Source organism: Asanoa siamensis (genome assembly GCF_016862555.1).
Taxonomy (GTDB): domain Bacteria; phylum Actinomycetota; class Actinomycetes; order Mycobacteriales; family Micromonosporaceae; genus Asanoa; species Asanoa siamensis.
On the sequence record NZ_BONE01000023.1, the window covers coordinates 66,675 to 90,199 of the forward strand.

The following is a 23,525-nucleotide window of genomic DNA, read 5'->3' on the forward strand; positions in this document are numbered from 1 at the left end:
CCCGACGCCGGCAGAATGCCGGCCGCTGCCACCCCTCGACCATGCCCCCGCCGTAGGGTGGTGCGGTGACCACGCCCGAGCCCAACGGCATCCCGAAGAGCACCGCGGATGAGCCGTGGCCGGTGCGGGTGGTGAGCCAGAAGATCAGTGGCTGGATCGCCAAGCTGGGCTGGGTCTGGGTGGACGGCCAGGTCGCCCAGATCAGCCGCCGGCCGGGTGCGAGCACCGTCTTCCTCACCCTGCGTGACCCCTCGGCCGATCTCAGCCTCACGGTCACCACCAACCGCGACGTGCTCGACCTGGGTGCGCCCAACCTGGAGGAAGGGGCCCGGGTCACGCTGCACGCCAAGCCCGACTTCTTCCCCGCGCGGGGCACGCTGAGCCTGCGCGCCGACGAGATCCGCCAGGTCGGGCTCGGTGAGCTGCTGGCCCGGCTCGAACGCCTCAAGAAGCTGCTCGCCGCGGAGGGCCTGTTCGACCACCGGCGCAAGCGCCGCCCGCCGTTCCTGCCGAGGCGGATCGGCCTGATCACCGGGCGCGCCTCGGCCGCCGAGCGCGACGTGCTGACCAACGCCCGGCGGCGCTGGCCGGCGGTCGAGTTCCGGGTGGTCAACGTCGCCGTGCAGGGCCCGACCGCGGTGCCGCAGATCGTCGACGCGCTCAAGGTGCTCGACGCCGACGAGACGATCGACGTGATCGTGATCGCCCGCGGCGGCGGTGGGGTGGAGGACCTGCTGCCGTTCTCCGACGAGACCCTCTGCCGCGCGGTGTTCGCCTGCCGCACGCCGGTGGTCAGCGCGATCGGCCACGAGACCGACGCGCCGCTGCTCGACTACGTCGCCGACGTGCGGGCCTCCACGCCGACCGACGCCGCCAAGCGGATCGTCCCCGACCTCGGCGAGGAGGTGCGGGTCATCCAGACGGCCCGGCAGCGGCTCGACCGGGCGGTGCTCGGCATGATCGACCGCGAGCAGCACCGCCTCGACGCGATCCGGTCGCGCCCGGTGCTGGCCCGCCCGGGCGTGATGATCGAGGCCCGGGCCGTCGACGTCACGGCCCTGCGCGACCGGGCGGCCCGCAGTCTGGACCACCGGATCCGGGCGGCGGGCGACGAGTTGCGGCACACGGTGGCCCGGTTGCGCGCGCTCTCCCCCGCCGCGACCCTCGACCGCGGCTACGCCATCGTCCAGGGCCGGTCCGGCCACGTCGTACGCTCGGCCACCGAGGTGACCAAGGGCGACGTGCTGCGCGTACGGCTGGCCGCGGGTGAACTCTCGACCACAGTGGACGAGGCGACCATCGAGGAGAACCGGTGACCGAGCAGCAGAACCTGAGCTACGAGCAGGCCCGCGCCGAGCTGGCGTCGGTGGTCGAGAAGCTCGAGGCGGGCGGCATCTCGCTGGAGGAGTCGCTGGCCCTGTGGGAGCGCGGCGAACGCCTGGCCGACATCTGCCAACACTGGCTCGACGGCGCCCGCGAACGCCTCGACGCCGCCCGCCAACAGGCCGGCGCCGAGGCGTAGCTCATGTCGTCCTGCTAAGTCCGGCCGTCGCCGTCCGGTTCAGTTCTTCTTGATCTGGTCCGCCGGGGGCGCCTTCGGCTGCTCGACCTTGTCGAAGTCGGAGAAGGTGATCGTCGCCTTCTGCGCCTTGGCCTTGCCCGCGGCGGGGATCTCCATGACCAGCGAGCTGAGCCGCTCCTCGCCGTCGAGCGTGACGGTGATCGGGATCGACTTCGCCTTGTCGCCGAGGGCCTTGAGCGTCTCCTCGTCGGTGACGTCGAGGTCGCTGTTGACGGTCAGGTCGACCGTACCGGTGAAGGTGTTGGGTGCCGTCTCCTTCAGACCGGTCATGCCCTTGACCATGCTGGCGCCCATCGCCTGGGCGCCCGCCCGGGCCAGGGAGCCGAACTCGCTCTCGGCCTGCTCCTTGCTGACGTGCTGCCAGCCACCGAGACCTTCGGCGAAGCCCTGCATCACGGGGTCGTCGCCGGGGTCGATGCCCAGGTCGATCTTCATGTACATGTCCTTCTCGCCGATGGAGACGAGATCGACCGTGAACTCCTGACCCTCGGCGGCCGCGGTCATCTTGAGCTGCATGCTCTTCGACGGCGCGTGCTGGACGCCCTCGGCCTTCATGCCGGCCGCGTCGATCGTGAACTTGAAGCTGCTCTGGTCCATCTTGCGAGCGGCGGCGTCGATCCGCGTGGCCGGGTCGGCGGGCGCGGAGGTGGTCGCGGCGGCCGGGCTGCCACCGCCCGCCTCGGTGGCCTGACCGCAACCGGCCAGCGCGATCAGGGCGACGGCCGAAAGGGCAGCCAGTTTGGGGGTACGCAAGGGGAACTCCAAGGAAGTCTGCGAAAGAAGGCCGTAGCTTAGCGGGACCCACGAGGCGCCGCCGCCCCGCGAGTCACTCCTCGCCGGGGAGTTCCGGCATCTGCAGAACGTCCTTCGCGGGCGGCTTGCCGACCCGGCCGACCGTGCCGAAGTCGCGGTACACCTGTGTCACCTTCTTGGCCGTCTTCCCGTCGGCGGACGGCACCCCGACGGCGAGCCCGGCGAACCGGCCGCGCTCGTCGAGCGTGACCGTGATCGTGCCGGTAGCCGCCCACGCTGTGGTCTTCGGCGGATCGGCGAGCACGACCTGGACGACGTCGGCGGCGAAGAGCATGACGTCACGACACACCGGCTCGGGCACTTCGCCGGTGAACGTGCCGGGCGCGCTCTCGGTGAGGCCGGTGGAAGCGGCGACCAGACGGGCGGCGACCTCGTCGGGCATCGGCTGCGTTGCCCCCGGCGGCAGCTTGATCCATTTTGTCCTGGCGCCGGGTACGTTGCCGCCGATGACACCGGTCACCCACCGGTCACGACCGATCTGGATCGTGCCGCCGGGCGCGCCGGTCGGGGTGACCCGGAAGCTGCCGCTCGGACCGTGCACCTGCCAGACGCTGCGGTCGTCCCCGTCGGTCTGGTCGATCCGGTAGCCGGTCTTCGCGAGGTCCCGCGCCGCGATGGCCAGTTGGGTCCGCGGGTCGACCGGTGCCTGCGTCGTGGTCGCACTCGGCGGCGACGCGGTCGGGCCCGGCGGCGTCGTGGTCGGGGCGGCGACCGACGCCCCGGACCCGCCGGTGCAGGCGGCCAAGGCGAACGGCAGGGCGGCGAGCAGCAGCATCCCTCGGCGCCGCCGGCGGTCACGCCGGACCGGCGGAATAGGCCGCCGCGCGGGCCCTCGGGACGTTCGCCACCCTCGCGGCGCGGGCGGGGCGGCCGCTCGGGACGCCCGCCCCATCCCCAGCGCCGACGCCGCGGACCCACGGGACACCCGCCCCGCACCCAGCGCGGACGCCGGCCGCACGCGCAGCGCGGGCGCGCTGCGTCGGCCCAGGCCGGCGCCTCCCGCCGTTCCGGTCGGCCAATGCGGTGGCTGCCGGTCCACGGAAGCCGCGGGTCGGCGGCGAAGCAAGATCACAGCGACAGCCGCCGCGAACGCGGCGGCCCGGGTGGCGAGCGGCACGGGAAAGCTCCTGGGATCGACGTGACCCGGGAGCGTACTAACCTAGATCAATTGAGGGAGCCGGCCAGCGTACGCAGGTCCGCGGCGCCCGCGCCGCCTACCACGATGATCATGTGGTCCGGGTTGAGCTTGACCAGCGCGCGCTCGCCCGGCCGGGTCGAGTACGACTGCCAGGTGGCGCCCTTGATGTCGGTCTTGTCCAGCGGCCGCGCGTCACCGGTCAGCTCAGTCGGGATGACCTTGGTCGGGTCCGCGTCGGTCTGCAGCACCTGCACGCCCTTGCCGTCGGGGGTGACCAGCCCGAACCGCAGTGCCTTGCCGCCCTCGACGTTCTGCCAGCGGGCGCTGACCGTCGTCCAGTCGTCCGGCAGGCCGGTCGGCACCAGCACCGGGAACGCGTTGGCGTGGCGGGCGTCGTCGATCGCCGCCGTCGTGTCGACCGCGATCGGGTCGCCGCCGTCCAGGAACACCCGGTAGGCGCCGAAGGCCAGCAGGATCGGGACCAGCAGCACCAGCATGGAGATCACCATGTCGCGCGGGCGGCGTTCGCTGCGCCGTACCGACTCGACGATCTCCTGGGTGCCCTGCTCTTCCACGAGGGTAATTGTGCCGACCGGCCGTCCGGGCGGCCACACCGGGCCGAAACCGTGACCCGAACGGCCTCCCGGGCGGCCGGTCGTGCCAGGATCACTGGTAACGACCGAAACTCACGCTGCAGCGTCGCGACGCGAGGAGGCCGCCCGATGAGCGCCCGGATCCCCCAAGATCTTGACCGTAACCTGGCCCTGGACCTGGTCCGGGTCACCGAGGCGGCGGCGATGGCCGCCGGCCGCTGGGTCGGCCTCGGCGACAAGGAGGGCGGCGACGGTGCCGCCGTCGACGCCATGCGCAAACTGATCAACTCGATCCAGATGCGCGGCGTCGTGGTGATCGGTGAGGGCGAGAAGGACAACGCCCCGATGCTCTACAACGGCGAGGCGGTCGGCGACGGCACCGGGCCGGAGGTCGACGTCGCGGTCGACCCGATCGACGGCACCACGCTGATGAGCAAGGGCATGCCCAACGCCCTGGCCGTGCTCGCGGTGGCGGAGCGGGGTGCGATGTTCGACCCGAGCGCCGTCTTCTACATGGAGAAGCTCGCGGTCGGCCCGGACTGCGCCGACGTGATCGACATCAACGCCGGCGCCACCGAGAACCTGCGCCGGATCGCCAGGGTCAAGAAGTCGAGTGTGGCCGACGTCACGGTCTGCATCCTCGACCGCCCGCGCCACGAGCGGTTGATCGAGGAGGTCCGGCACGCGGGCGCCCGGATCCGGTTCATCTCCGACGGCGACATCGCGGGCGCGATCTACGCGGCCCGCGACACGTCGGAGGTCGACGTGCTGATGGGCATCGGCGGCACGCCGGAGGGCATCACCGCGGCCTGCGCGCTGAAGTGCATGGGCGGCGCGATGCAGGCGAAGCTCTGGCCGCGCGACGACGCGGAGCGGGAGAAGGCGCTGGCCGGCGGCCACGACCTCGACCGGGTCCTGCACACCGACGACCTCGTGGCGGGCGACAACGCGTTCTTCGTCGCGACCGGCGTCACCAGCGGCGACCTGCTGCGCGGCGTGCACTACCGGGCGGGCGGCGCCTACACGCAGTCGATCGTGATGCGCTCCAAGAGCGGCACGATCCGGATCATCGATTCCTATCACAAGCTGGAGAAGCTGGCCCTCTATTCGTCGGTCGACTTCGACGGCCGCCCGATCGCGGAGCAGGACACCCCGTAGCTCAGCCGTTGTCGGAGGAGTGACCCGGGAAGAGGTGCGCCGCCGGGTCGATCACGACAGCGGCGTTGTTGACGGCGGTGGCGGCCTCGCCGAAGCCCGTGGCGATCAGGCGGACCTTGCCCGGGTATTCGGTGATGTCGCCCGCCGCGAAGACGCGCGGCAGGTTGGTCGCCATCGTGCTGTCGACCTTGACGTGCCGGCGGTCCAGGTCGAGGCCCCAGTCGGCCAGCGGGCCCAGATCGGCGGTGAAGCCCAGGGCCGCCACCACCGTGTCGACCGGGATCGTCTCGGTCTCGCCGCCCTTGACCGCGATGTCGGCGTGGGTGATCGCGTCCTCACCGTGGATCTTGGCCACCTCGGCGTTGACGACGATCCGGACGCTCAGGTCCTGCACCCGGGCCACCGTGGCGGCGTGGGCGCGGAACCGGTCGCGGCGGTGCACCAGCGTGACCGACTTGGCCAGCGGCTCCAGGGCCAGCGCCCAGTCGAACGCCGAGTCACCACCGCCGACGATGAGCACGTCCTGGCCCGCCAGGTCGGCCAGGTGCGGCACGAAGAAGACCAGGCCGGTGCCGGCGAAGGTCTCGGCGGCCGGCAGCGGGCGCGGCTTGAAGCTGCCCATGCCCCCGGTGATGAGCACCGCGCCGCAGCGCAACCGCTCGCCCGTCGACAGGGTCAACACCGGCTGGCCGTCCGCGTACGACAGTTGGTCTGCCCTGGTGTCGAGGATGTATTCGGGCCGAAACGGCGCCGCCTGCTCGACCAGGTTGGCGACCAGTTCGCGGCCCTTGATGGCGGGGAACCCGCCGACGTCGTAGATCTGTTTCTCCGGATACATGGCGGTGACCTGGCCGCCCGGCTCGGGCAGGTTGTCGATCAGCGCGACCGACAGCCCGCGGAAGCCGGCGTAGTAGGCGGCGAACAACCCCGACGGACCCGCCCCGATGATCGCGACGTCGATTTCCCGCATGGCCCACCATTGCCCTTCCGGCGACCCGATGTCGACATCGACGGTAGGCACAGCGATGGGGCACCGGCAAGGACTGCCGCCGTGTCGTGGCTATCGGCGGAACAGAACGGCCGCGACCGCGCCGCCGAGGAAGCCGAAGAGGTGGCCCTGCCACGAGACGTAGGGGTCCGACGGCAGGATCCCGAAGAGTTGCCACCAGTAGAGGAGCCCGACCAACACCACGACGCCGAGGTTCCACCACGTGCGTTCCACGATCCCCCGGGCCAACAGCAGGCCGAAGTAACCGAAAATCACCCCACTGGCCCCGACCACCACGGTACGGGGGTCGCCGACGATCCATACGCCGAGGCCGCCGACCAGCATGATGAACGCCGTCGACCAGATGAACCGGCGCGAACCGGCGGCCAGCACGAACGTGCCGAGCAGGATCAGCGGGACGCTGTTGCCGTAGAGGTGCGCGAAGTCGGCGTGCAGCAGGGGTGAGAAGACGATGCCGTCGAGGCCGTACACGCTGCGCGGGATGATCCCGCCGCGCGGGTCGAGCCCCAGGCCCAGCCAGTAGTCGAGAGCCTCGATCACGAACAGCACCGGGATCGCGGCACACATCGCGACGAAGGCCCGACCGACGGCCGCGTAGAACGGCTCACTGCCGAAGCGCAGTCGGTCGGGCCCGGTCGTCCAGTCGTCGGACACGCACAAGGGTTATCAGGCGAGCAGCCCTCACGCCAAACGCGACCTCAGCACCGCCAGGCCGACCGCGATGCCGGGCGCGAATGTGGACACCTGGCCGTACACGCCGGGGAAGTTCTTGCGGGCGCAGCCGTAGCCCCAGCTCACGATGCCCACCTGCAGCCAGGAACCGGTCGCGTCGAGGCGCACCAGCGGGCCGCCCGAGTCGCCCTGACACGAGTCCTTGCCCGTACGACCCGCGCAGATCATGTCGGATCCGACGATCTCCATCCCGATCTTGCCGTACTTGCGGTCGCAGGACGAGTCGGAGACGAAGTCGACCTCGACGGAGCGCAGGTAGCGCTGCTGCGTGCGGGAACCCTCCTTGGTGGAACCCCAGCCCAGGACCGTGAACCGACCCTCGTCGTACGCGGTGTCCGCGGCGAGGCTCAGCGTCGGCAGGTCGAGCGGCTGGTCGAGGGCGATCAGCGCCCAGTCGTCGCCGCGGGTGGCGTCGGCGTAGCCGGGTGCCCGGTAGACCTCGGTGGAGCGCACCGTCTTCGCCCGGGACGACTGCAGGTCGACGGAGCCAGCGGTGATCCGCATCGAGGTGTCCGGTCCGCTGCGCTTGACGCAGTGGCCGGCGGTGAGCACGACCTGCGGCGCGACGAGGGAGCCGCCACAGCCGACCGACAGGCGGACGGCCCAGGGGAAGACGCCTTCGTCGACCCGGCTGCCGCCGACGATGCGCTCGTGGCCGCCGTCGTCCGTGGCCTGCGCGGGTCCGGCCACCAGACCCACCACCGCCGTCATGACCAGGACCGTCAGTGCGCTGTAAAAGCGAAACCCTCGCATGATTGAGACCCTAGAGGCCGCAAAAGCCGCAGAGGGTACGAACGCGAGTGTTCGTACCCTCTGCCTCACGTTTCAGGTCAGTACCAGCCCTCTTCCTGGGACTGGGCCCATGCACCGCAGGGGTTGTCGTAGCGGCCCTTGATGTAGCCGAGGCCCCACTTGATCTGGGTCGCCGCCCCGGTCTCCCAGTCAGCGCCCACGCTCGCCATCTTGCTGCCGGGCACGGCCTGCGGGATGCCGTGCGCGCCGGACGAGGAGTTGTGCGCCTTCGGGTTCCAGCCGCTTTCCTTGGTCCAGAGCTTGTCGAGACAGGGCATCTGATCGATCTTGAAGCCCTGCTCCAGCAGGATGGCGCAGCCGATCTTGCGGTTGCCGCTGTACTCGTTGCACGACGTCGGGATGGGCCCGTCGTACGGCTTGGCCGGCGGCGGGTCGTCGGCCTTCTCCCGCTTCTTGCGGCTGGCCTCCTCCGCACGCTTGGCCCGCTCGGCGGCCGCCTTCGCCGCGGCCTGGGCCCGCTGCGTCGCGATCGCCTCGGCCTCCCGGCGCTGGGCCATCATCGACTCGTGGTCGAGGTGGTGGGCCTTGAGCAGCGAGTTCTCGGCCTGCTGGGCCTGCGCGGCGAACTGCGCGTCGATCCCCTGCTCCTGGACCCTGTTGTCCTGACCCAGGTAGTAGCCGCCGCCCACCCCCACCGCGAGGATGCCGACCGCCAACGCCCGGACCCCGAACCGGCTCCACAGCCGAGTCACGAAGTCGTTCCTCTCGTCGGTGGCAAGGACCCAGACACCATTGCGCACAGTGAGTCCAGAGGGAATTGAGGAGGCCATTGTGTGACCTGGGTCACGGGGTAAAGGTGGGTAAGTTCGGGCAAAGCGCTGCGCGGCCAAAAAGTTTCCGTAATCCTGTCGATCCGCGGCCCGCCTGGACGACGCGTGGGTACGAAGGCAGTCGAGTTCAGGAGGAAGAACGATGAAGGTCAGCACCGGCGCGAGCATGTCCATCGACGGTTACGTCTCCGGCCCCGGCGAGTCCGGCTTCGAGCACCTCTTCGCGTGGTACGGCAACGGCGACGTCGAGATGCCGACCGGCAACCCCGAGATGACGTTCCGCCTGACCCGCGCGAGCTACGAGCACCAGAAGGCCTGGCTCGGCGAGCTGGGCGCCCTGGTCGTCGGTCGCAAGCTGTTCGACATGACGAACGGGTGGGGCGGCAAGCACCCGCTGGAGGTGCCGACGGTCGTCCTCACCCACAACCCGCCCACCGGGTACGAGGACAGCGAATGGTTCGAGTTCGTGAGCGACGGCATCGAGAGCGCGATCGCCCGGGCGGGTGAGCTCGCCGGCGGCAAGGGCGTCGGGCTCAACTCCGGCACCATCGCGAGCCAGGCGCTGAACGCCGGGCTGCTGGACGAGGTCTGGGTCGACCTGGTGCCGGTGCTCCTCGGCGGCGGCACGCCGTTCTTCAGCGGGCTCGGCGTGGCGCCGGTCGAGCTGGAGGGTCCCCTGCAGACCATCCAGGGCGACCGGGTCACCCACCTGCGCTACCGCGTCAAGAAGTAGCGGCGGCGAGGGAGCCCGCGCACGGGCCCCCTCCGCGCGCTAGTTGGGGATGTCCTCCAGCAGGTCGGTGACCACCTCGGCGATCGCGGACCGCTCGGAGCGGGTCAGGGTGACGTGCGCGAACAGCGGGTGGCCCTTGAGCGCCTCGATGACCGCCGTGACGCCGTCGTGCCGGCCGACCCGGAGGTTGTCGCGCTGGGCCACGTCGTGGGTGAGCACCACTCGCGAGCCCTGGCCGATCCGGGACAGCACGGTGAGCAGCACCCCGCGCTCGAGCGACTGCGCCTCGTCGACGATGACGAACGCGTCGTGCAGGCTCCGACCGCGGATGTGGGTCAGCGGCAGCACCTCGAGCATGCCGCGGGAGAGCACCTCTTCCCGGACGTTCTCGTGGACCACCGCGCCGAGCGTGTCGAAGACGGCCTGGGCCCAGGGCGACATCTTCTCGGACTCGGAGCCCGGCAGGTAGCCGAGCTCCTGGCCGCCGACCGCGTAGAGCGGGCGGAACACGATCACCTTCTTGTGCCGGCCGCGCTCCATCACGGCCTCGAGCCCCGCGCACAGCGCCAGTGCCGACTTGCCCGTGCCGGCCCGCCCGCCCAGCGAGACGATGCCGATCGACTCGTCGAGCAGCAGGTCCAGGGCGATCCGCTGCTCGGCCGAGCGGCCACGCAGGCCGAACGCCTCCCGGTCGCCGCGGACCAGCCGGACCACCTTGTCGGGCAGCACCCGGGCGAGCGCCGAGCCGCGCGACGAGTGCAGCACCAGGCCGGTGTGGCAGGGCAGCTCGGCCGCCCCGTCCAGGGCCAGGTCGGCACCGCCGTACAACTCGTTGATCTCGTCGTCCGCCACCTCGATCTCGGCCATGCCCGTCCACGTGGGGTCGCTGGCCTGCCCGTGGCGATATTCGTCGGCCAGCAGGCCGACCGCGGCCGCCTTGACCCGCAGGGGCATGTCCTTGCTGACCAGCGTGACCGGCCGCCCCTCACCGGCGAGGTTGAGGGCCACCGACAGGATCCGCGCGTCGTTGGACTCGTTGCGGAAGCCCGGCGGCAGCACGCCGTCGTCGGAGTGGTTGAGCTCGACGCGCAGCGTGCCGCCGAGGTCGTTGATGGGCACCGGCTGGTCGAGCCGCCCGTGCTTGATCCGCAACTCGTCGAGCATGCGCAGCGACTGCCGCGCGAACCAGCCGAGCTCGGGATGGTGGCGCTTGCCCTCCAGTTCGGTGATCACCACCAGCGGGAGCACGACCTCGTGCTCGTCGAAGCGGCGGAAGGCCGCGGGGTCGGACAGCAGGACCGAGGTGTCCAGGACGAAGACGGGCCTGCCTGGCCCGTCCTCCTTCGCCGCGGCCTTGCGCGCGCGAGTGGCGCGGCCGGTCGCGGGGGTGTCCTGGGTGGCCCGGGAAGTGGTGCGCTGAGTCGTCACAGGCCTGCTCCGGCGAGCGTGCACCCGGACCGCCCGCGTGTTCCGCCTCGTCCGGTGCCCGGGAGCACGGGGTCGGATGCGGGCCCCGTGGCGATGTCGTCGCAGGTCCGGGCCGGCCGGCTGGCGTGGGATGACCCCTCGCCATGGCTAGACGCTAACTGGCGTCGGCCGTCCTGGGGAAGTACACGCCGAACTAAGCAGCCTTCGTTTACCGGGATTTCGCATAGGGGTTGGCCGACCCGGCGGGCGCTCGCCGGGCCGGCCACCGGCAACGACGCGCGCCCCTCACGCGTCGTGGCCGTGGGGATCAGGCCACCGGACTGGCCCGATCCCGGGTGCGCGAACCGTCGGTCACCGAACGGTCCGCGCTCGTGGGTTACCACTCACGCCGCGGGTTGACCCGCGATCACGCGGGCCCCTACGGCGTGCCGTCCGCCGTCGGTTGTGGTCCCCACGAAGGAGGCGCTGAGATAGGTGGTTCCCGAACCGATCAAGGTGGTCGGCACGTCCGATGCGGACCGTTGCCGCGGTTCCGTCCGGGCCGTGACGGCCACCTTCTGCACCTCCCGGCGCCGGCGGTTCCACGCGCCCCGGTCGCCGTCGTAGTAGCCGTGTCGGTAGCCGGTGCGGTAGTTGAAGCCACCGTGCAACCGGCCCATCGCGTAGCTGGACGAGCCCAGCAGCAGCACGAGGAAGATCGCGAAGTACAGCGTCATCGGTCCGTGCTGCCCCTCACGGCTCGTCCGGGTAGCGCGGCGCGCGGTCGATCCGGGGCTGGCCGGCCAGCAGGTGGTCGATGTCGTCGACGCCGACCTCCTCGAGGAGCTCGACGGCGACCCGGCAGTCGTCGATGACGACCTCGGCCACCGAGCTGCGGCGCACCTCGGCGCCGGTGTCATAGACCCGGATCCGCAGGTCGGCGCAGCCGAGGTGGATCCGCCACGCGTCCCACTCGGCGGTGTCGGCGACCCGCAGCGACACGTACCGGCAGCCGCGGGCGAGGTAGAGCCGCCACGGCGCCGCGATGCCGGCGGCAACGCCGGCCGCGATCAGCTCGAACGCCTCCTCGCGGGTGGCCAGCCCGGTCACCGCTCGAATCCTTGTGCTGTCACGTCGAAGTGACGCCCATTCGCACGTTCTGTCTCGTTCACGTGACACACCGTAAGGCGTATCGCGTGCGTGACAGCATCGGCTTTTCGGGCGATTAGCACGGAACCTGCGGCGCCCTACTCTGACCACGTGACGCCCGACGAAAAGCCTGCTCGATCGTTTACCGGCGCCCGGTCGGAGCCGTCACGCACGCGATACACCTCCGGCGCATTCGGCGGGAAGATCGAGAACTGGCCGTACCGTCACCCGGTGCCGGACACCTCCCCGGGACGCAAGATCGCGTTCGCCGCATTCGTCCGTAAGGCGCTCGAGGACGCCCGCACCACGCGCGCCTGGAGCGGGTCCGAAGTGTCCCGTCGCACGGGCGTCTCCCGTCAGACCGTCAACCGTTGGGTCCGGGCCGACTGGTCCAGCGACCCCGAGGCGGAGCGGGTGGTCGCGTTCTGCACGGGTCTCGGCCTCAACCCGTCGGTCGCCTTCGGCGTGCTCGGCTGGGACACCGGCGGCGCCGGGCGGCCCGCGCCGGCCGCTCCGCCGATGGATCCGGACGTCGAGGCGCTGCTGCGCCGGCTGGTCGATCCGAACGTCTCGGACGCGGAGAAGTTCCACATCCGCGAGACCATTCGCTATCTGGCGTACCGCCCGTTGTTGCCGTCCGATCGCCCGCAGAAGCGCGGTAGGGCCGTCTAGTTCGGCAAATGGCGAAAGAAGCTGCAACTCAAGTAGCGAATGGCACGATCTTTACCCCTGTCGCGCAGTAACCTGCGCCCTTGTACTGCTCGGGCTCGGGTCGGGTGGCTAGCACCGGAGGTCAGCCAAAGCCCTGCGGGACAAGGAGGAGGGGTCTATCGATGGCCCTGAAATGGGGGTCGGTCGTCGTCGCCGTGATCTCGGCGACGATGTTCGCGAGCGCCAACATCATTGTCGGACTGCTGGACGAGAACGAACTTCCCGTCGCCTTCAACCTGGTGACTGTCGCGGCCACGTCGGTGGGGGTCATCCTGGCCGTGCTGGCCGAGCTCTACAACCGCGTCAACGTGCGGCTCAACGCCCTCGCCGAGTTCGTGGCGGCCCGTCTCAACGAGGTCGACGCGCACACGGGTGACCGGAACGCCGGATTCGTGGAGGGCTACCTGCTGAGCCACGGCGAGCAGGCGACCGGCGCCATCGTCCCGTTCGGCAGCCGGCCGGCGCGCCGCACGGGGTTGATCGACGACTGAGGGGTTCGACAACTACAAACGATCTACTGTCAACCGGTTGAACCGTCGGCTCCGAGGCCGACCCGCACCCGGTAGGCTTTGTGCTGTGCGGGGGTCAGATCAGGGCCACGGGCGCGATGACCGCCCGCTGAGTGCGCAGAGCGCGTGGCGGGCGACCGCCGACAGGGCCGACGAGTGTGTGCTCTTCTTCGACTTCGACGGCACCTTGGCGCCAGTGGAAGACGATCCGACGGCGGTGCGCCCGGTGCCCCGGGCGCTCGCCGCGATCTCGGCGCTCGCCGCCGTGGTCCGCCGGGTCGCGATCGTCTCGGCCCGCCCGGTCGACTTCCTCCGCGACCGCTTCCACGGGGCGGCCGACGTGGACCTCTACGGTCTCTACGGCCTGGAACACAGCCACGGCGCCGGCCCGACGGTCACGGAGCCCGCCGCGCTGCCGTGGGTGCCCGCGATGGCCGACCTGGCCGAGCGGGCGCGGGCGGAGCTGCCGCCCGAGATCCTGATCGAATACAAACGACTCTCGGTGGCGCTGCACTACCGCACCGCCCCGGAACTGGCGGGCGAGGTCTCCCGCTGGGGCAGCGCCGAGGCGGAGCGGCTCGGCCTCAAGGTGCAGACCGGCCGGATGGTGCTCGAGCTCAAGCCACCGGTCGACCGCGACAAGGGCCTGGTGATCGGCGAGGCGGTGGCCTCGGCCGGCTGCGCCTGGTACTTCGGCGACGACGTCTCGGACCTCAAGGCCTTCGCCGCCCTGCGCGACCGCGAGCAGCGCGACCCGTCGTTCTTCGGCGTCTGCGTCGCGGTGGCCAACCCCGAGACCGGCCAGGCTGTCGCCGGCGCCGCGGACCTGACGTTCGAGTCTCCCGAGGCGCTCGGCGACTTCCTCGACGAGGCCGTCGCGGCCCTGCGCTAGCCCGCAGGCCGCTCGAATCGCGGGCCCGCAGGCCGCTCAGGCCGCAGGCCGCTCAGGCCGCAGGCCGCTCAGGCCGCAGGCCGCTCAGGCCGCAGGCCGCTCAGGCCGCAGGGCGCAGGCCGCTCAGGCCGCCCAGCGGGCGCAGGCCGTGTTCAGCAGGCTCGTGTAAGCGCGCAGGTCCGGCTGTCCTGGGCGCCAGCGGTCGATCTCGTCGGCCACCTTGTCGAGGTCGGCCACGAGCTTCGGGTCCTTCGCCTCCTTCGCGCGTTCGCGGATGAAGCCCGACCACTTCTTGCCAATCATCGCCTTGTCGCCCTGCGCCGCGTTGTCGTAGGACCGTGAGTAGTCGTTGGTAGCCGTACGGACCCGGCCGCAGACGTTGCGGTCCTGCGGCGGCGTCATCTCGGTGCCGGGCACGCTGGTCGCCGTCGGCCCCGTCGCGGCGGTCGGCTCGGTCGCCGGCCCCGTCGTCGGCGCGGCGGGCGCGCTGGTGCCGCCCGGCCGGGGTGCGGCTTGGCGATCCACCGTGGACGTGCAGCCGAGGGCGAGCGCCCCGGCCGCGATCACGAGCCCGACCTGGAGCACACCGCGCAGCCTCATGTCCACAGAGTCTGCCGCGCCGCATCGACGGCCGCCACCCGCGAAGATCAGCTTTCCGGGCGGCGGAAGGCGCCCCACCACTCGTTGGCCGCCAGCTCGCGGGCCGCCGCCGCGTCCTCCTCCGCCGGCCTGTTGGCGACCTGGTCGGCGATCACCCGCATGCCGCCCCAGATCATCACCCGGCTCGCCGTCGCCGCGTGCAAATCAGCCGGCGCCCGGCCCGCCTGCTGCTCGGCCAGCAGCAGCTCCTCCGCCCGCGCGACGAAGAGGCCGAGCTGCGCCTCCCAGAACTCGTTGATCACGCGGTCGTAGCCGGCCACCTCGAGCACCGCGGCCAGCACGTGCCGGCGGTCGCGGTAGAACCGGACCACCTCGAGCAGCGTCGCGGCCAGGCGGTCGAGGGCGTCAGGCGCCGCCGGGGACCAGGTGCCGACCATCCCGTACGCGAGGTCGCCGAGGGTGGCCGCGAGCCGCAGGAGCAGCTCGGTCTTGTCGCGGAAGTAGAGGTAGAACGTCGACCGCGCGACCCCGGCCTCGGCCGCGATGCGCTGCACTCCCAGCTCCGTGAACCGCGCGCCGCCGGCGAGCAGGCGCTCGGTGGCGGCCAGCACGTCGGCCTCGACGGCGGCCCGTCGACTGGGGTCGGCCGCCGGCCGGCGGGTGATCGAGGCCACCCCCTGATCCTAGGCGGCCCGGGTAGATTCCGTCGGACATAGTGTCCGACAACATGTCCGATGGGAGAACACACGTGGTGACCGAGGGTTTGGCGTGGCGCTTGACGGCGTTCGGCGATCCGCGCACGGGGGTCCGGCAGGAGAAGCTTCGGTACGCGGATCCGATGGCCGGCGAGGTGCTGGTGCGGGCCCGCACGGCCGGCGCCGGCTACCCGGACGCGATGATGGCCGCCGGCGCGTTCCCGCTGCTGGGTGAGCCGCCGTTCGGCCTGGGCGAGGAGGTCTGCGGCGACGTCGTCGCGGTCGGGCCGGGCTCGCGGTTCACGGTCGGCGACCGGATCCTCGGCATCACGGCCTTCCTGCGCGGCTGGGGTGGTTACGCCGAGTACGCGTACGTCCGGGAAGGTTCGGCCATCCCCGTGCCGGCCCCGCTGACCGACGAGGAGGCGGGCGGCTTCCCGATCGCCTACCGCACCGCGTACGCCGGCCTGGTCGAGCGCGGCGGCCTGACCGCCGGGGAGCAACTCGTGGTGCTCGGCGGCGCCGGCAGCTCGGGTGTCGCCGCGATCCAGCTCGGCAAGGCGCTCGGCGCGACCGTGACGGCGGTGGCGGGCAGCCCCGAGAAGGTGGCGTTCTGCCGGTCGATCGGTGCCGACCACGCGGTCAGCCACCGCGACCAGGATCTGGCGAAGGAGCTGCGGGGGGCGACCGGCGGCGGCGCCGACCTGGTCTTCGACGTGGTGGGTGGCGAGACCGCCGGCACCGCGGTCAGGGCGCTGGCGCGGCACGGCCGGATCGCGATCGTCGGTTTCGCCTCCGGCGCCCCGGTCGCCCTGGACCCGGTCGACATGCTGCTGCGCAACTACACGGCGGTCGGCGTGCTGGCCGACGCGCACTCACCGGCGGGCGAGGAGGCGGCCTGGGGTCGCCTGGCGGAGCTGGCCGAGCAGGGCCTGCTGCGTACGCCGGTGGGCAAGGTCTGGTCCTTCGACCAGGTGCCGGACATGATCGCCGAGCAGACCACCCCGCCACCCGGCAAGATCGTGGTCAAGATCGCGGGCTAGCGACCGGGCGGGCCTCAGGCGCCGTAGCGGCGTTGGCGGCTCGCGTACGAGCGCAGCGCCCGCAGGAAGTCGACGCGGCGGAAGTCGGGCCAGTTCGCGTCGCAGAAGTAGAACTCCGAGTGGGCCGACTGCCAGAGCAGGAAGCCCGAGAGCCGCTGTTCGCCGCTCGTGCGGATGACCAGGTCCGGGTCCGGCTGGCCGCGCGTGTAGAGGTGCTCCGCGATGTGGTCCACGTCGAGCACCTCGGCCAGCTCCTCGAGCGTGCCGCCGCGGGAGGCGTGCTCCTGGAGCAGCGAGCGCACCGCGTCCGCGATCTCCCGGCGGCCACCGTAGCCGACCGCGATGTTGACCTCGGCGCCGCCGACCCGGTCCTGGGTGCGCTCCTGGGCGGCCTTCAGCGCGGCCGCGGTCTGGGCGGGCAGCAGGTCGAGCGCGCCCACGATGCGCAGCCGCCACGGGTTGGCGTCCTCGGCCAGCTCGACCACCAGGTCCTCGATGATCTGCAGGAGCGGGTCGAGCTCGGCCGCCGGGCGGCGCAGGTTGTCGGTGGCGAGCAGGTAGAGCGTGACGTGCTCGATGCCCGCCTGGTCGCACCAGCCGAGCAGGTGCTTGATCTTCGCGGCGCCGACCCGGTGACCGTCGTTGGGGTCGACGTAGCCCATCTCTTTCGCCCACCGGCGGTTGCCGTCACACATGACGCCGACGTGCCGGGGCACCGGCCTGCCGGTCAGCCGGGAGGTCAGCCGCCGTTCGTAGATCGAATAGACGAGATCACGCAGATTCATCACTTGCAGACTAACGACCTCCGCCATGGACGAACGGACGAGCTTGTTCTGTCCGAACGGTCAACTCGCGGGCGATGCGCCCCAGCGTACGGGGCTGTAACAGACCGTCGCCGAGACCCAACTCGACGATCGAGTCGAAGACCTGGCGGTCGTTCCCGGCGGCCCGGACCGCGGCCTGGATCACGGCGGGCGTGCGGGCGAGCCAGGCCGCCGCGGCGCTGTGCCGCAGGTGCCGGCCGAGCCGCCGGCGCAGCGCCGCACCGTACGCCTGGGCCGCCCGGGCCGGCGCCACCGCGGCCGCGTGCCCGGCCAGCGAGCCCGACAGCACCGCGTAGAAGATGCCCTCGCCCGTGAACGGGTTGATCAGGGACTGCGCGTCGCCGACCAGCAGGACGCGGCCGGTGCCGTGCGGCGGCCGCCGGGTCGACAGCGGCAGGTGATGGGCCCGCAACCGGGTGACGTCGGCGAGATCGATCTCGGGCAACAGGTCGGCCATCCGGTCGAGCAGGTGGGCCCGGCTGAGCGGTCGACCCCGCATCACCTCGCCGTAGCCGACGTTCGCCGTGCCGTCGCCGATCGGGAACGCCCAGGCGTACGCGGGCCACCGCGGTCCCGAGGTGACGATCCGCTGATCGGTCAGGCCCGGGAAGGCCACGTAGCCCCGCATCGCCACCGCCAGGTGCCGGCCACGGTTGGCCGGGTGACCCAACGCACGGCGCACCAGCGACCCGGCCCCGTCGGCGCCGATCACCACCTTGGCGGCGATCGTGTCGTCGACCACGACCCGGTCGGCCTCGACCCGCACCGACCGCACCGTGTGCCGGCGCAACTCCGCCCCGGCACCGACGGCCGCGTCGACGATCCGCGCGTCCAGGACGTACCGCGGGATCGTGTAGTCGGGTCTCCGCAACTCGCCGCCCGCCCAGCCGTCGGGTGTCTCCAGGCTCAGGGCGCGCACGGGCGCGTAGCCGGCCGCCACGTCCTCGACGCCGAGCGCGCCCAGCACGTCGAGCACGTGCGGCGCGATGCCGTCACCGCAGGTCTTGTCGCGCGGGAAGCTGGACCGGTCGAGCAGCAGCACGCTGGCACCCGCCCGCCGCGCGGCCACCGCCGCCGTCGCACCGGCGGGCCCGGCGCCGACCACGAGCACGTCGTAATCGATCACTACGGAACCGTATCCGGGACGGGGCGCTCCGCGCGCGGCGAAGGCACCCGCACCGTGGCGGCCGCCACCTTGGCACGGGCTACCGCCCAGAGCGCGACGCCGGCCGCCACCAGCAACGGGCCGCCGTCGCGGACCAGCCCGTCGACGCCCAGCAGGAAATAGCAGAGCGGCAGGTCGACCGCGAGCACCAGGACCGTGACGACCACCAGCGCGACCCGGGCCCAGCCCCGGTCGCGGACGAGGAAGACGGCGATCGGCAGCAGCACGTTGCCGACCACCACCGCGACGCCGAGCCAGAGCAGCGTGACCGGCAGCCGGCGCAGGCCGCCCTGCCCCAGCGCCACCAGCGCGGGCACCGCGATCAGGGCCGGATAGGTGAACGCCGCCACCCGCGCCGTCAGGTTCCAGGCGGCGACCGGCGGGCGGCGCGGCACGCTCTCCTGCCAGCCGATCCCGCGCCGGTCGACGACGAGCCGATGCGGATGGCGTACGAGGTGAGCGTCCACGGTGGGCGCCCGGTAGAGCAGCACGACCACGGCGAGGCAGAGCGCGGTGAGCACCGCGAAGCCGAGCGCGCCCGGCAGCGGCGGCACGCCGGAGCGGGGGACGATCAGCCGGCCGACGGCGAAGACGGTGGTGACGGCGAGGATCAGGCCGAGGGGCTTGGCGCCGGCCCGGCCGCGGCGCACGTGCCAGACGAGGATCAGGAAGCCGAAGGACCGCAGCAACGCCCAGCCCGTCCGCACACCGAGACCGAACCCCTGCTCGGGTGCGTAGGCCCAGTTGACCAACTCGACCGCGACGGTGGCCGCGGCCGTCGCGTAGAGGAGCGCGATGAGGGCGCGCACCGTGGGGGGCATGCCGCTGAGTGTAGGGAGGCCCGCGCCCGCGAGCCTCCCCGACGAAAATCAGCTCAATCGGGCCTTGAGGGCGTCGAGTTCCGCCCAGAGGACGCCCGGCAGCTTGTCGCCGAACTTCTCGAACCACTCGGTGACCTGCGGGATCTCGGCCCGCCACTCGTCGGCGTCGACGCGCAGCGCGGCGGCCACCGCGGCCGGGTCGATGTCGAGACCCGACAGGTCGAGGGCCTCCGGCGTCGGCACGTGACCGACCGCGGTCTCGATCGCCTCGCCGCGACCCTCGATCCGCTCGACGATCCACTTGAGCACGCGCGAGTTCTCGCCGAAGCCCGGCCAGAGGAAACCGCCGTCCGCGTCGCGCCGGAACCAGTTGACGTAGAAGATCTTCGGCAGCTTCGCCGTGTCGGCGCCCGCGCCCTTGCCCATCTCGATCCAGTGGGCGAAGTAGTCGCCGGCGTTGTAGCCGATGAACGGCAGCATGGCCATCGGGTCGCGGCGCACCACGCCGACCTGGCCCGCGGCGGCGGCGGTGGTCTCCGAGGAGAGCGTCGCGCCGAGGTAGACGCCGTGCACCCAGTCGCGCGCCTCGGTGACCAGCGGGATCGTCGTCTTGCGGCGGCCACCGAACAGGATCGCGTCGATCGGCACGCCCTGTGGGTCGGTGTATTCCGGCGCGATGATCGGGCACTGCTCGATCGGCGTGCAGAACCGGCTGTTGGGGTGCGACGACAGCTCACCGCTGTCCGGGGTCCACGAGTTGCCCTTCCAGTCGGTCAGGTGCGCGGGCGGCTCGCCCATGCCCTCCCACCAGATGTCGCCGTCGTCGGTCAGCGCGACGTTGGTGAAGACCGAGTTGCCGCGGGCGAGCGTACGCATGGCGTTGGGGTTGGTCCTGTAGTCCGTGCCCGGCGCGACGCCGAACAGGCCGAACTCGGGGTTGACGGCGTAGAGCCGCCCGTCGGGACCGAACCGCATCCAGGCGATGTCGTCGCCGATCGTCTCGACCTTCCAGCCCGGGATGGTCGGCTCCAGCATCGCGAGGTTGGTCTTGCCGCAGGCCGACGGGAAGGCGCCGGCGACGTACTTGACCACGCCCTCGGGCGACGTCAGCTTCATGATGAGCATGTGCTCGGCGAGCCAGCCCTCGTCGCGCGCCATGACGCTGGCGATTCGCAGCGAGTAGCACTTCTTGCCAAGCAGCGAATTGCCGCCGTAGCCCGACCCGTACGACCAGATCTCCCTTGTCTCCGGGAAGTGCGAGATGTACTTGGTCTGGTTGCACGGCCACGCCACGTCCGGCTCGCCCGGCTCGAGCGGCGCGCCCAGCGAGTGCAGCGCCGGCACGAAGTCGGCGTCGTCGCCCATCGCGCGCAGCACCGTGGTGCCCATCCGGGTCATGATGCGCATCGAGGCGACCACGTACGCGCTGTCGGTGATCTCGACGCCGAACATCGGGTCGGCGGCCTCGATCGGGCCCATGCAGAACGGGATGACGTACATCGTGCGGCCGCGCATGCTGCCGCGGTAGAGCTCCGTCATCTCCCGCTTCATCTCGCCGGGCGCCATCCAGTTGTTGGTGGGCCCGGCGTCGGCCTCGTCGACCGAGCAGATGAAGGTGCGCTCCTCGACCCGCGCGACGTCGGTGGGGTCGGTGCGCGCCCAGAAGGAGTTGGGGCGCTTCGTCTCGTTGAGACGGACGAGCGTGCCGGCCTCGACGAGCTCCTCCGTCAGCCGGGTCCACTCCTGTTCGGACCCGTCGACCCACACCACGCGATCGGGTGTGGTGAGCTCGGCGACCTCCTTCACCCAGGCGAGGAGGCGCGGATGCGAAGTCGGGGCTTCGTCGGCGCCGGGAAGGGTGGCCGGGCTTGCAGTCATGGTGAACTCCTCGCGGTCGACGCTGACCTATGGGTGCACGAACCAGGGCGGGCTCGCGCCACGCCAGTGCATCTCGGGGTTCAACTCAGACTAAACCGAACCAGCGTTAAGGGCAGCGCGGCCGGTTGTGAAAATCTGCACAAGGGACGGTGGGTTTGGTTTTGAGCGCTGGATGTCGCGCTCTTCCGCGCACATTCGCGCACGGCACCCATAGACGTCCCTCATCCGGGTCTACGGCCGGCTGCGGCGGACCCACCCATCGGCGCCCCACGCTGCCAAAACGCCTCTTCCCTCACGCTACGGAGTGACCTACGCTTTTCCTCATAACGAGGGTTTTCTCCCTCACATTCCCTATAGGCATTTCCGCCCCATTCCTCCCCCTGGAGGCGGCATGACCAGTCCGACGACCACCGACCAGCGACCCGAGCCCCCGGAGGGCGATGACGAGCCCTCCGACGCGGATCTCGTCGACGCCGTCCGCTCCGGTGACACCGGGGCCTACGGCACCCTCTACGTCCGGCACGCGAGGGGCGCCCGTCGCCTCGCGGGCACCCTGGTCCGGGACCGCGCCGACGCCGACGATCTCGTCGCGGAGACGTTCGCCAAGGTGCTCGCCACGCTCCGGGCCGGCCGCGGCCCGGCCCACGCGTTCCGGCCCTACCTCTACACGACACTGCGACACCTGCGGTACGACCGACTCCGCGCGGAGCAGAAGGTCGAGTTCACCGACGACCTGAGCCGCTACGAGGCGGGGGTGCCGTTCGCCGACCCCACCGTGGCCCAGCTCGACCGGATCTTCGCGGCCCAGGCCTTCGCCCGGCTGCCCGAGCGGTGGCGGGCGGTGCTCTGGCACACCGCCGTCCAGGGCGAGTCGCCCGCCCAGGTGGCGGGCCGGCTGGGCCTGACGCCGGGCGGGGTGGCCGCGCTGGCCTTCCGGGCCCGCGAGCGGCTGCGCCAGATCTACCTGCAACAGCACGTGGCGCCCGGAGACGCGCCGGCGTGCCGGCAGGTGGCCACCAGGCTGGCCGGTTACCTGCGGGGCCGCCTGGCCCGCCGGGCCCGCACCTCGGTCGACGGCCACCTGGCCACCTGCGCCCAGTGCCGCGCGGCCCTGGACGAACTCTCCGACCTACCAGCCGCCGGCTGACCACGGCCAGCAGCCGACGTGCCAGCCGCCGGCTGATCACGGCCGCCAGCCGACGTGCTAGCCCCGGCTGACCACGGCCGTCAGCACCGTTGGCCTGGATTCTCCATGCCGACTGTCAGTCCAGGCATCGGCGGCAGCACAGTCTGGTTAACAAATCCGGCGCGGCGAACGGGGGGTGCACACAGACGGTAGTCTCGGCCCGTGTCCGCAACCGTTGCCGACGACGAGTCGTCATCTTCGGCCGCACCACCCTCCGGGGTGGTGGCGCGGCTGCGTGAGCGCTTCGGCCACCTGGTCAAGGAGCTCGGCAAGTTCGGCACCGTGGGTGGCATCGCGTTCCTCGTCGACCTGCTGATCTTCAACCTGTTGATCTCGGGCGCGGGCACACCGCCGCTGATCGCGAAGACGATCTCCACGGTGATCGCGGCGACGCTCGCCTTCGTCGGCAACCGGTTCTGGACCTGGCGGCACCGCGAGCGCAACGGCCTGCGCCGCGAATACCTGCTCTATTTCTTCTTCAATGCCGTCGGCCTCGGCATAGGCCTGGCCTGCCTGGGTATCAGTCATTACATCCTGGGCAACTTCTGGCCGCACATCTTCCAGACCACACTGGCCGACAACGTTTCCGGCCAGTTGGTCGGCACGGCGGCCGGCACACTTTTCCGTTTCTGGTCCTACCGGCGGTTCGTTTTCGTCGATGCGACGGCAGCACCACGAACACCGTCCGCTTCAGCGGCGGTAACCAAGGGTGATTAAGGGAGTGACTTCTCCCCCAGCGCCCGCCGTTGGCACGAACTGAACCGTTCGTCTCCCGTAAGGTGGCCAAATGCGCGTGGACCGACTCCTGCCCGAGCGGTGGAACAAACTTCTCCGTGAGGCGCTGAAGTTCGGCATCGTCGGCGGCGTCAACACCGTGATCAACTTCGCGGTCTTCAATGCGCTGGCGCTCACCGTGTTCCACGGCGGGCAGCTGAAGGCCAATGTGGTGGCAACGGTCTTCGCGACGTTCACGTCCTATTTCATGAATCGGCACTGGACCTACAAGGACCGGCCGAAGTCGGCGATCCGCCGCGAGACCACGCTGTTCGTGCTCTTCAACGCGACGGGTCTGGTCATCGAGCTCGGCGTGCTCGGCATCGCGAAATACGGCCTGGGCACCGAAAGCCTGCTCGTCCTCAACGTCTTCAAGTTCCTCGGCCTCGGCCTGGCCACCGTCTTCCGGTTCTACACCTACCGGACCTTCGTCTTCCGGGCCGCGCCCAAGCCCGCCGCGGTCGCGCCGACCGGCCCCGCCACCATGGCGGCGACGGTCAAGCAGCCCGCGCACCACCCGATCGACGGCG

At 71.3% G+C, this 23,525-nt stretch carries 26 protein-coding genes and 1 pseudogene; 11 read left to right on the top strand and 16 right to left on the bottom strand.

The window, feature by feature from the left end; all coding sequences use genetic code 11:
* Window positions 1-65: 65 nt before the first annotated feature.
* Together xseA and Asi02nite_RS16190 are read left to right on the top strand one after the other, a co-directional pair.
* Entirely contained in the window at window positions 66-1,316 is a 1,251-nt protein-coding gene (gene xseA / locus Asi02nite_RS16185) for an exodeoxyribonuclease VII large subunit (RefSeq protein ID WP_203713752.1), read from the top strand.
* Window positions 1,313-1,522, top strand: coding sequence for an exodeoxyribonuclease VII small subunit (locus Asi02nite_RS16190; RefSeq protein ID WP_203713754.1), 210 nt, complete (start codon window positions 1,313-1,315; stop codon window positions 1,520-1,522). The genes xseA and Asi02nite_RS16190 overlap by 4 nt, the downstream gene beginning before the upstream one ends.
* Window positions 1,523-1,561: 39 nt before the next feature.
* Here Asi02nite_RS16190 and Asi02nite_RS16195 read toward each other — a convergent pair whose 3' ends face one another.
* The 3 genes from Asi02nite_RS16195 to Asi02nite_RS16205 all read right to left on the bottom strand — a co-directional run bounded on the left by Asi02nite_RS16195 (window position 1,562) and on the right by Asi02nite_RS16205 (window position 4,108).
* The gene (locus tag Asi02nite_RS16195) at window positions 1,562-2,335 is read right to left on the bottom strand and encodes a hypothetical protein (RefSeq protein ID WP_203713756.1); all 774 of its coding nucleotides are present in this window, start codon (window positions 2,333-2,335) and stop codon (window positions 1,562-1,564) included.
* A 73-nt stretch (window positions 2,336-2,408) separates the two neighbouring features.
* A complete protein-coding gene (locus Asi02nite_RS16200; protein ID WP_203713757.1) occupies window positions 2,409-3,170 on the bottom strand; it encodes a hypothetical protein in 762 nt (253 codons plus the stop codon).
* 389 nt (window positions 3,171-3,559) lie between these two features.
* Window positions 3,560-4,108 carry a DUF4245 domain-containing protein gene (locus tag Asi02nite_RS16205; RefSeq protein WP_203713758.1) on the bottom strand — a complete coding sequence of 183 codons (549 nt, stop codon included), beginning with the start codon at window positions 4,106-4,108 and terminating at the stop codon, window positions 3,560-3,562.
* Between the two features lie 147 nt (window positions 4,109-4,255).
* On the opposite strand from Asi02nite_RS16205, the gene glpX reads away from it, so the two are divergent.
* Window positions 4,256-5,284 (top strand): class II fructose-bisphosphatase, encoded by a 1,029-nt coding sequence (gene glpX, locus Asi02nite_RS16210; RefSeq protein WP_203713759.1) that lies wholly within the window; start codon window positions 4,256-4,258, stop codon window positions 5,282-5,284.
* A 1-nt stretch (window position 5,285) separates the two neighbouring features.
* Here the strand turns inward: glpX and Asi02nite_RS16215 are convergent, their stop codons facing one another.
* The 4 genes from Asi02nite_RS16215 to Asi02nite_RS16230 form a co-directional block, all read right to left on the bottom strand.
* Window positions 5,286-6,254, bottom strand: a complete 969-nt coding sequence (locus tag Asi02nite_RS16215) for an NAD(P)/FAD-dependent oxidoreductase (RefSeq protein ID WP_203713760.1) — start codon at window positions 6,252-6,254, stop codon at window positions 5,286-5,288.
* 90 nt (window positions 6,255-6,344) lie between these two features.
* Entirely contained in the window at window positions 6,345-6,947 is a 603-nt protein-coding gene (locus Asi02nite_RS16220) for a rhomboid family intramembrane serine protease (protein WP_239126752.1), read from the bottom strand.
* 27 nt (window positions 6,948-6,974) lie between these two features.
* A complete protein-coding gene (locus Asi02nite_RS16225; protein WP_203713761.1) occupies window positions 6,975-7,778 on the bottom strand; it encodes a S1 family peptidase in 804 nt (267 codons plus the stop codon).
* Window positions 7,779-7,855: 77 nt separating this feature from the next.
* Window positions 7,856-8,530: an aggregation-promoting factor C-terminal-like domain-containing protein gene (locus Asi02nite_RS16230; protein WP_203713762.1), complete on the bottom strand. Its 675-nt coding sequence runs from the start codon at window positions 8,528-8,530 to the stop codon at window positions 7,856-7,858.
* 220 nt (window positions 8,531-8,750) lie between these two features.
* Between Asi02nite_RS16230 and Asi02nite_RS16235 the strand changes: the two genes are divergently transcribed.
* A complete protein-coding gene (locus Asi02nite_RS16235) occupies window positions 8,751-9,341 on the top strand; it encodes a dihydrofolate reductase family protein (RefSeq protein WP_203713763.1) in 591 nt (196 codons plus the stop codon).
* A 39-nt stretch (window positions 9,342-9,380) separates the two neighbouring features.
* Here Asi02nite_RS16235 and phoH2 read toward each other — a convergent pair whose 3' ends face one another.
* The 3 genes from phoH2 to Asi02nite_RS16250 form a co-directional block, all read right to left on the bottom strand.
* A complete protein-coding gene (gene phoH2, locus Asi02nite_RS16240; protein WP_203713765.1) occupies window positions 9,381-10,769 on the bottom strand; it encodes an RNA 5'-3' helicase PhoH2 in 1,389 nt (462 codons plus the stop codon).
* A 383-nt stretch (window positions 10,770-11,152) separates the two neighbouring features.
* The gene (locus tag Asi02nite_RS16245; RefSeq protein ID WP_203713767.1) at window positions 11,153-11,485 is read right to left on the bottom strand and encodes a hypothetical protein; all 333 of its coding nucleotides are present in this window, start codon (window positions 11,483-11,485) and stop codon (window positions 11,153-11,155) included.
* Between the two features lie 16 nt (window positions 11,486-11,501).
* Window positions 11,502-11,858 carry a hypothetical protein gene (locus Asi02nite_RS16250; RefSeq protein WP_203713768.1) on the bottom strand — a complete coding sequence of 119 codons (357 nt, stop codon included), beginning with the start codon at window positions 11,856-11,858 and terminating at the stop codon, window positions 11,502-11,504.
* Between the two features lie 270 nt (window positions 11,859-12,128).
* On the opposite strand from Asi02nite_RS16250, the gene Asi02nite_RS16255 reads away from it, so the two are divergent.
* The 3 genes from Asi02nite_RS16255 (at window position 12,129) to otsB (ending at window position 14,009) form a co-directional block, all read left to right on the top strand.
* Window positions 12,129-12,569 carry a helix-turn-helix domain-containing protein gene (locus Asi02nite_RS16255; protein WP_203713770.1) on the top strand — a complete coding sequence of 147 codons (441 nt, stop codon included), beginning with the start codon at window positions 12,129-12,131 and terminating at the stop codon, window positions 12,567-12,569.
* Window positions 12,570-12,730: 161 nt separating this feature from the next.
* Window positions 12,731-13,099 carry a hypothetical protein gene (locus Asi02nite_RS16260; RefSeq protein ID WP_203713772.1) on the top strand — a complete coding sequence of 123 codons (369 nt, stop codon included), beginning with the start codon at window positions 12,731-12,733 and terminating at the stop codon, window positions 13,097-13,099.
* A gap of 85 nt (window positions 13,100-13,184) precedes the next feature.
* Window positions 13,185-14,009, top strand: coding sequence for a trehalose-phosphatase (otsB, locus tag Asi02nite_RS16265; RefSeq protein ID WP_203713774.1), 825 nt, complete (start codon window positions 13,185-13,187; stop codon window positions 14,007-14,009).
* A gap of 123 nt (window positions 14,010-14,132) precedes the next feature.
* Here otsB and Asi02nite_RS16270 read toward each other — a convergent pair whose 3' ends face one another.
* On the bottom strand, window positions 14,133-14,609 hold the full coding sequence (locus Asi02nite_RS16270) for a hypothetical protein (RefSeq protein ID WP_203713776.1): 477 nt from the start codon (window positions 14,607-14,609) through the stop codon (window positions 14,133-14,135).
* Between the two features lie 47 nt (window positions 14,610-14,656).
* The gene (locus tag Asi02nite_RS16275; protein WP_203713778.1) at window positions 14,657-15,283 is read right to left on the bottom strand and encodes a TetR/AcrR family transcriptional regulator; all 627 of its coding nucleotides are present in this window, start codon (window positions 15,281-15,283) and stop codon (window positions 14,657-14,659) included.
* Between the two features lie 74 nt (window positions 15,284-15,357).
* Between Asi02nite_RS16275 and Asi02nite_RS16280 the strand changes: the two genes are divergently transcribed.
* Complete coding sequence (locus tag Asi02nite_RS16280; protein ID WP_203713780.1) at window positions 15,358-16,347, top strand: quinone oxidoreductase family protein; 990 nt, start codon at window positions 15,358-15,360, stop codon at window positions 16,345-16,347.
* Window positions 16,348-16,361: 14 nt separating this feature from the next.
* On the opposite strand, the gene Asi02nite_RS16285 is transcribed toward Asi02nite_RS16280, so the two are convergent.
* The 4 genes from Asi02nite_RS16285 to Asi02nite_RS16300 are packed head-to-tail and all read right to left on the bottom strand — an operon-like array spanning window position 16,362 to window position 21,035.
* On the bottom strand, window positions 16,362-17,132 hold the full coding sequence (locus Asi02nite_RS16285; protein WP_203713782.1) for an isoprenyl transferase: 771 nt from the start codon (window positions 17,130-17,132) through the stop codon (window positions 16,362-16,364).
* Window positions 17,133-17,142: 10 nt separating this feature from the next.
* On the bottom strand, window positions 17,143-18,294 hold the full coding sequence (locus Asi02nite_RS16290) for a geranylgeranyl reductase family protein (protein WP_203713840.1): 1,152 nt from the start codon (window positions 18,292-18,294) through the stop codon (window positions 17,143-17,145).
* A gap of 2 nt (window positions 18,295-18,296) precedes the next feature.
* Window positions 18,297-19,157, bottom strand: a complete 861-nt coding sequence (locus tag Asi02nite_RS16295; RefSeq protein WP_203713784.1) for a hypothetical protein — start codon at window positions 19,155-19,157, stop codon at window positions 18,297-18,299.
* Window positions 19,158-19,205: 48 nt separating this feature from the next.
* The gene (locus Asi02nite_RS16300) at window positions 19,206-21,035 is read right to left on the bottom strand and encodes a phosphoenolpyruvate carboxykinase (GTP) (RefSeq protein ID WP_203713786.1); all 1,830 of its coding nucleotides are present in this window, start codon (window positions 21,033-21,035) and stop codon (window positions 19,206-19,208) included.
* Between the two features lie 391 nt (window positions 21,036-21,426).
* Between Asi02nite_RS16300 and Asi02nite_RS16305 the strand changes: the two genes are divergently transcribed.
* The 3 genes and pseudogenes from Asi02nite_RS16305 to Asi02nite_RS16315 all read left to right on the top strand — a co-directional run.
* Complete coding sequence (locus tag Asi02nite_RS16305) at window positions 21,427-22,182, top strand: RNA polymerase sigma factor (protein WP_203713788.1); 756 nt, start codon at window positions 21,427-21,429, stop codon at window positions 22,180-22,182.
* A gap of 201 nt (window positions 22,183-22,383) precedes the next feature.
* Window positions 22,384-22,938: a GtrA family protein gene (locus Asi02nite_RS16310; RefSeq protein ID WP_203713790.1), complete on the top strand. Its 555-nt coding sequence runs from the start codon at window positions 22,384-22,386 to the stop codon at window positions 22,936-22,938.
* A gap of 70 nt (window positions 22,939-23,008) precedes the next feature.
* Window positions 23,009-23,453 (top strand): annotated as a pseudogene (locus Asi02nite_RS16315) (GtrA family protein); the annotation flags it as partial.
* Window positions 23,454-23,525 lie beyond the last annotated feature (72 nt).

Coding starts and splice junctions, on each gene's coding strand:
- Asi02nite_RS16200 (WP_203713757.1), bottom strand. CDS start 3,170: ATGCTGCTGCTCGCCGCCCTGCCGTTCGCCTTGGCCGCCTGCACCGGC.
- glpX (WP_203713759.1), top strand. CDS start 4,256: ATGAGCGCCCGGATCCCCCAAGATCTTGACCGTAACCTGGCCCTGGAC.
- Asi02nite_RS16215 (WP_203713760.1), bottom strand. CDS start 6,254: ATGCGGGAAATCGACGTCGCGATCATCGGGGCGGGTCCGTCGGGGTTG.
- Asi02nite_RS16225 (WP_203713761.1), bottom strand. CDS start 7,778: ATGCGAGGGTTTCGCTTTTACAGCGCACTGACGGTCCTGGTCATGACG.
- Asi02nite_RS16235 (WP_203713763.1), top strand. CDS start 8,751: ATGAAGGTCAGCACCGGCGCGAGCATGTCCATCGACGGTTACGTCTCC.
- Asi02nite_RS16245 (WP_203713767.1), bottom strand. CDS start 11,485: ATGACGCTGTACTTCGCGATCTTCCTCGTGCTGCTGCTGGGCTCGTCC.
- Asi02nite_RS16260 (WP_203713772.1), top strand. CDS start 12,731: ATGGCCCTGAAATGGGGGTCGGTCGTCGTCGCCGTGATCTCGGCGACG.
- Asi02nite_RS16270 (WP_203713776.1), bottom strand. CDS start 14,609: ATGAGGCTGCGCGGTGTGCTCCAGGTCGGGCTCGTGATCGCGGCCGGG.
- Asi02nite_RS16285 (WP_203713782.1), bottom strand. CDS start 17,132: ATGAATCTGCGTGATCTCGTCTATTCGATCTACGAACGGCGGCTGACC.
- Asi02nite_RS16295 (WP_203713784.1), bottom strand. CDS start 19,157: ATGCCCCCCACGGTGCGCGCCCTCATCGCGCTCCTCTACGCGACGGCC.
- Asi02nite_RS16300 (WP_203713786.1), bottom strand. CDS start 21,035: ATGACTGCAAGCCCGGCCACCCTTCCCGGCGCCGACGAAGCCCCGACT.
- Asi02nite_RS16305 (WP_203713788.1), top strand. CDS start 21,427: ATGACCAGTCCGACGACCACCGACCAGCGACCCGAGCCCCCGGAGGGC.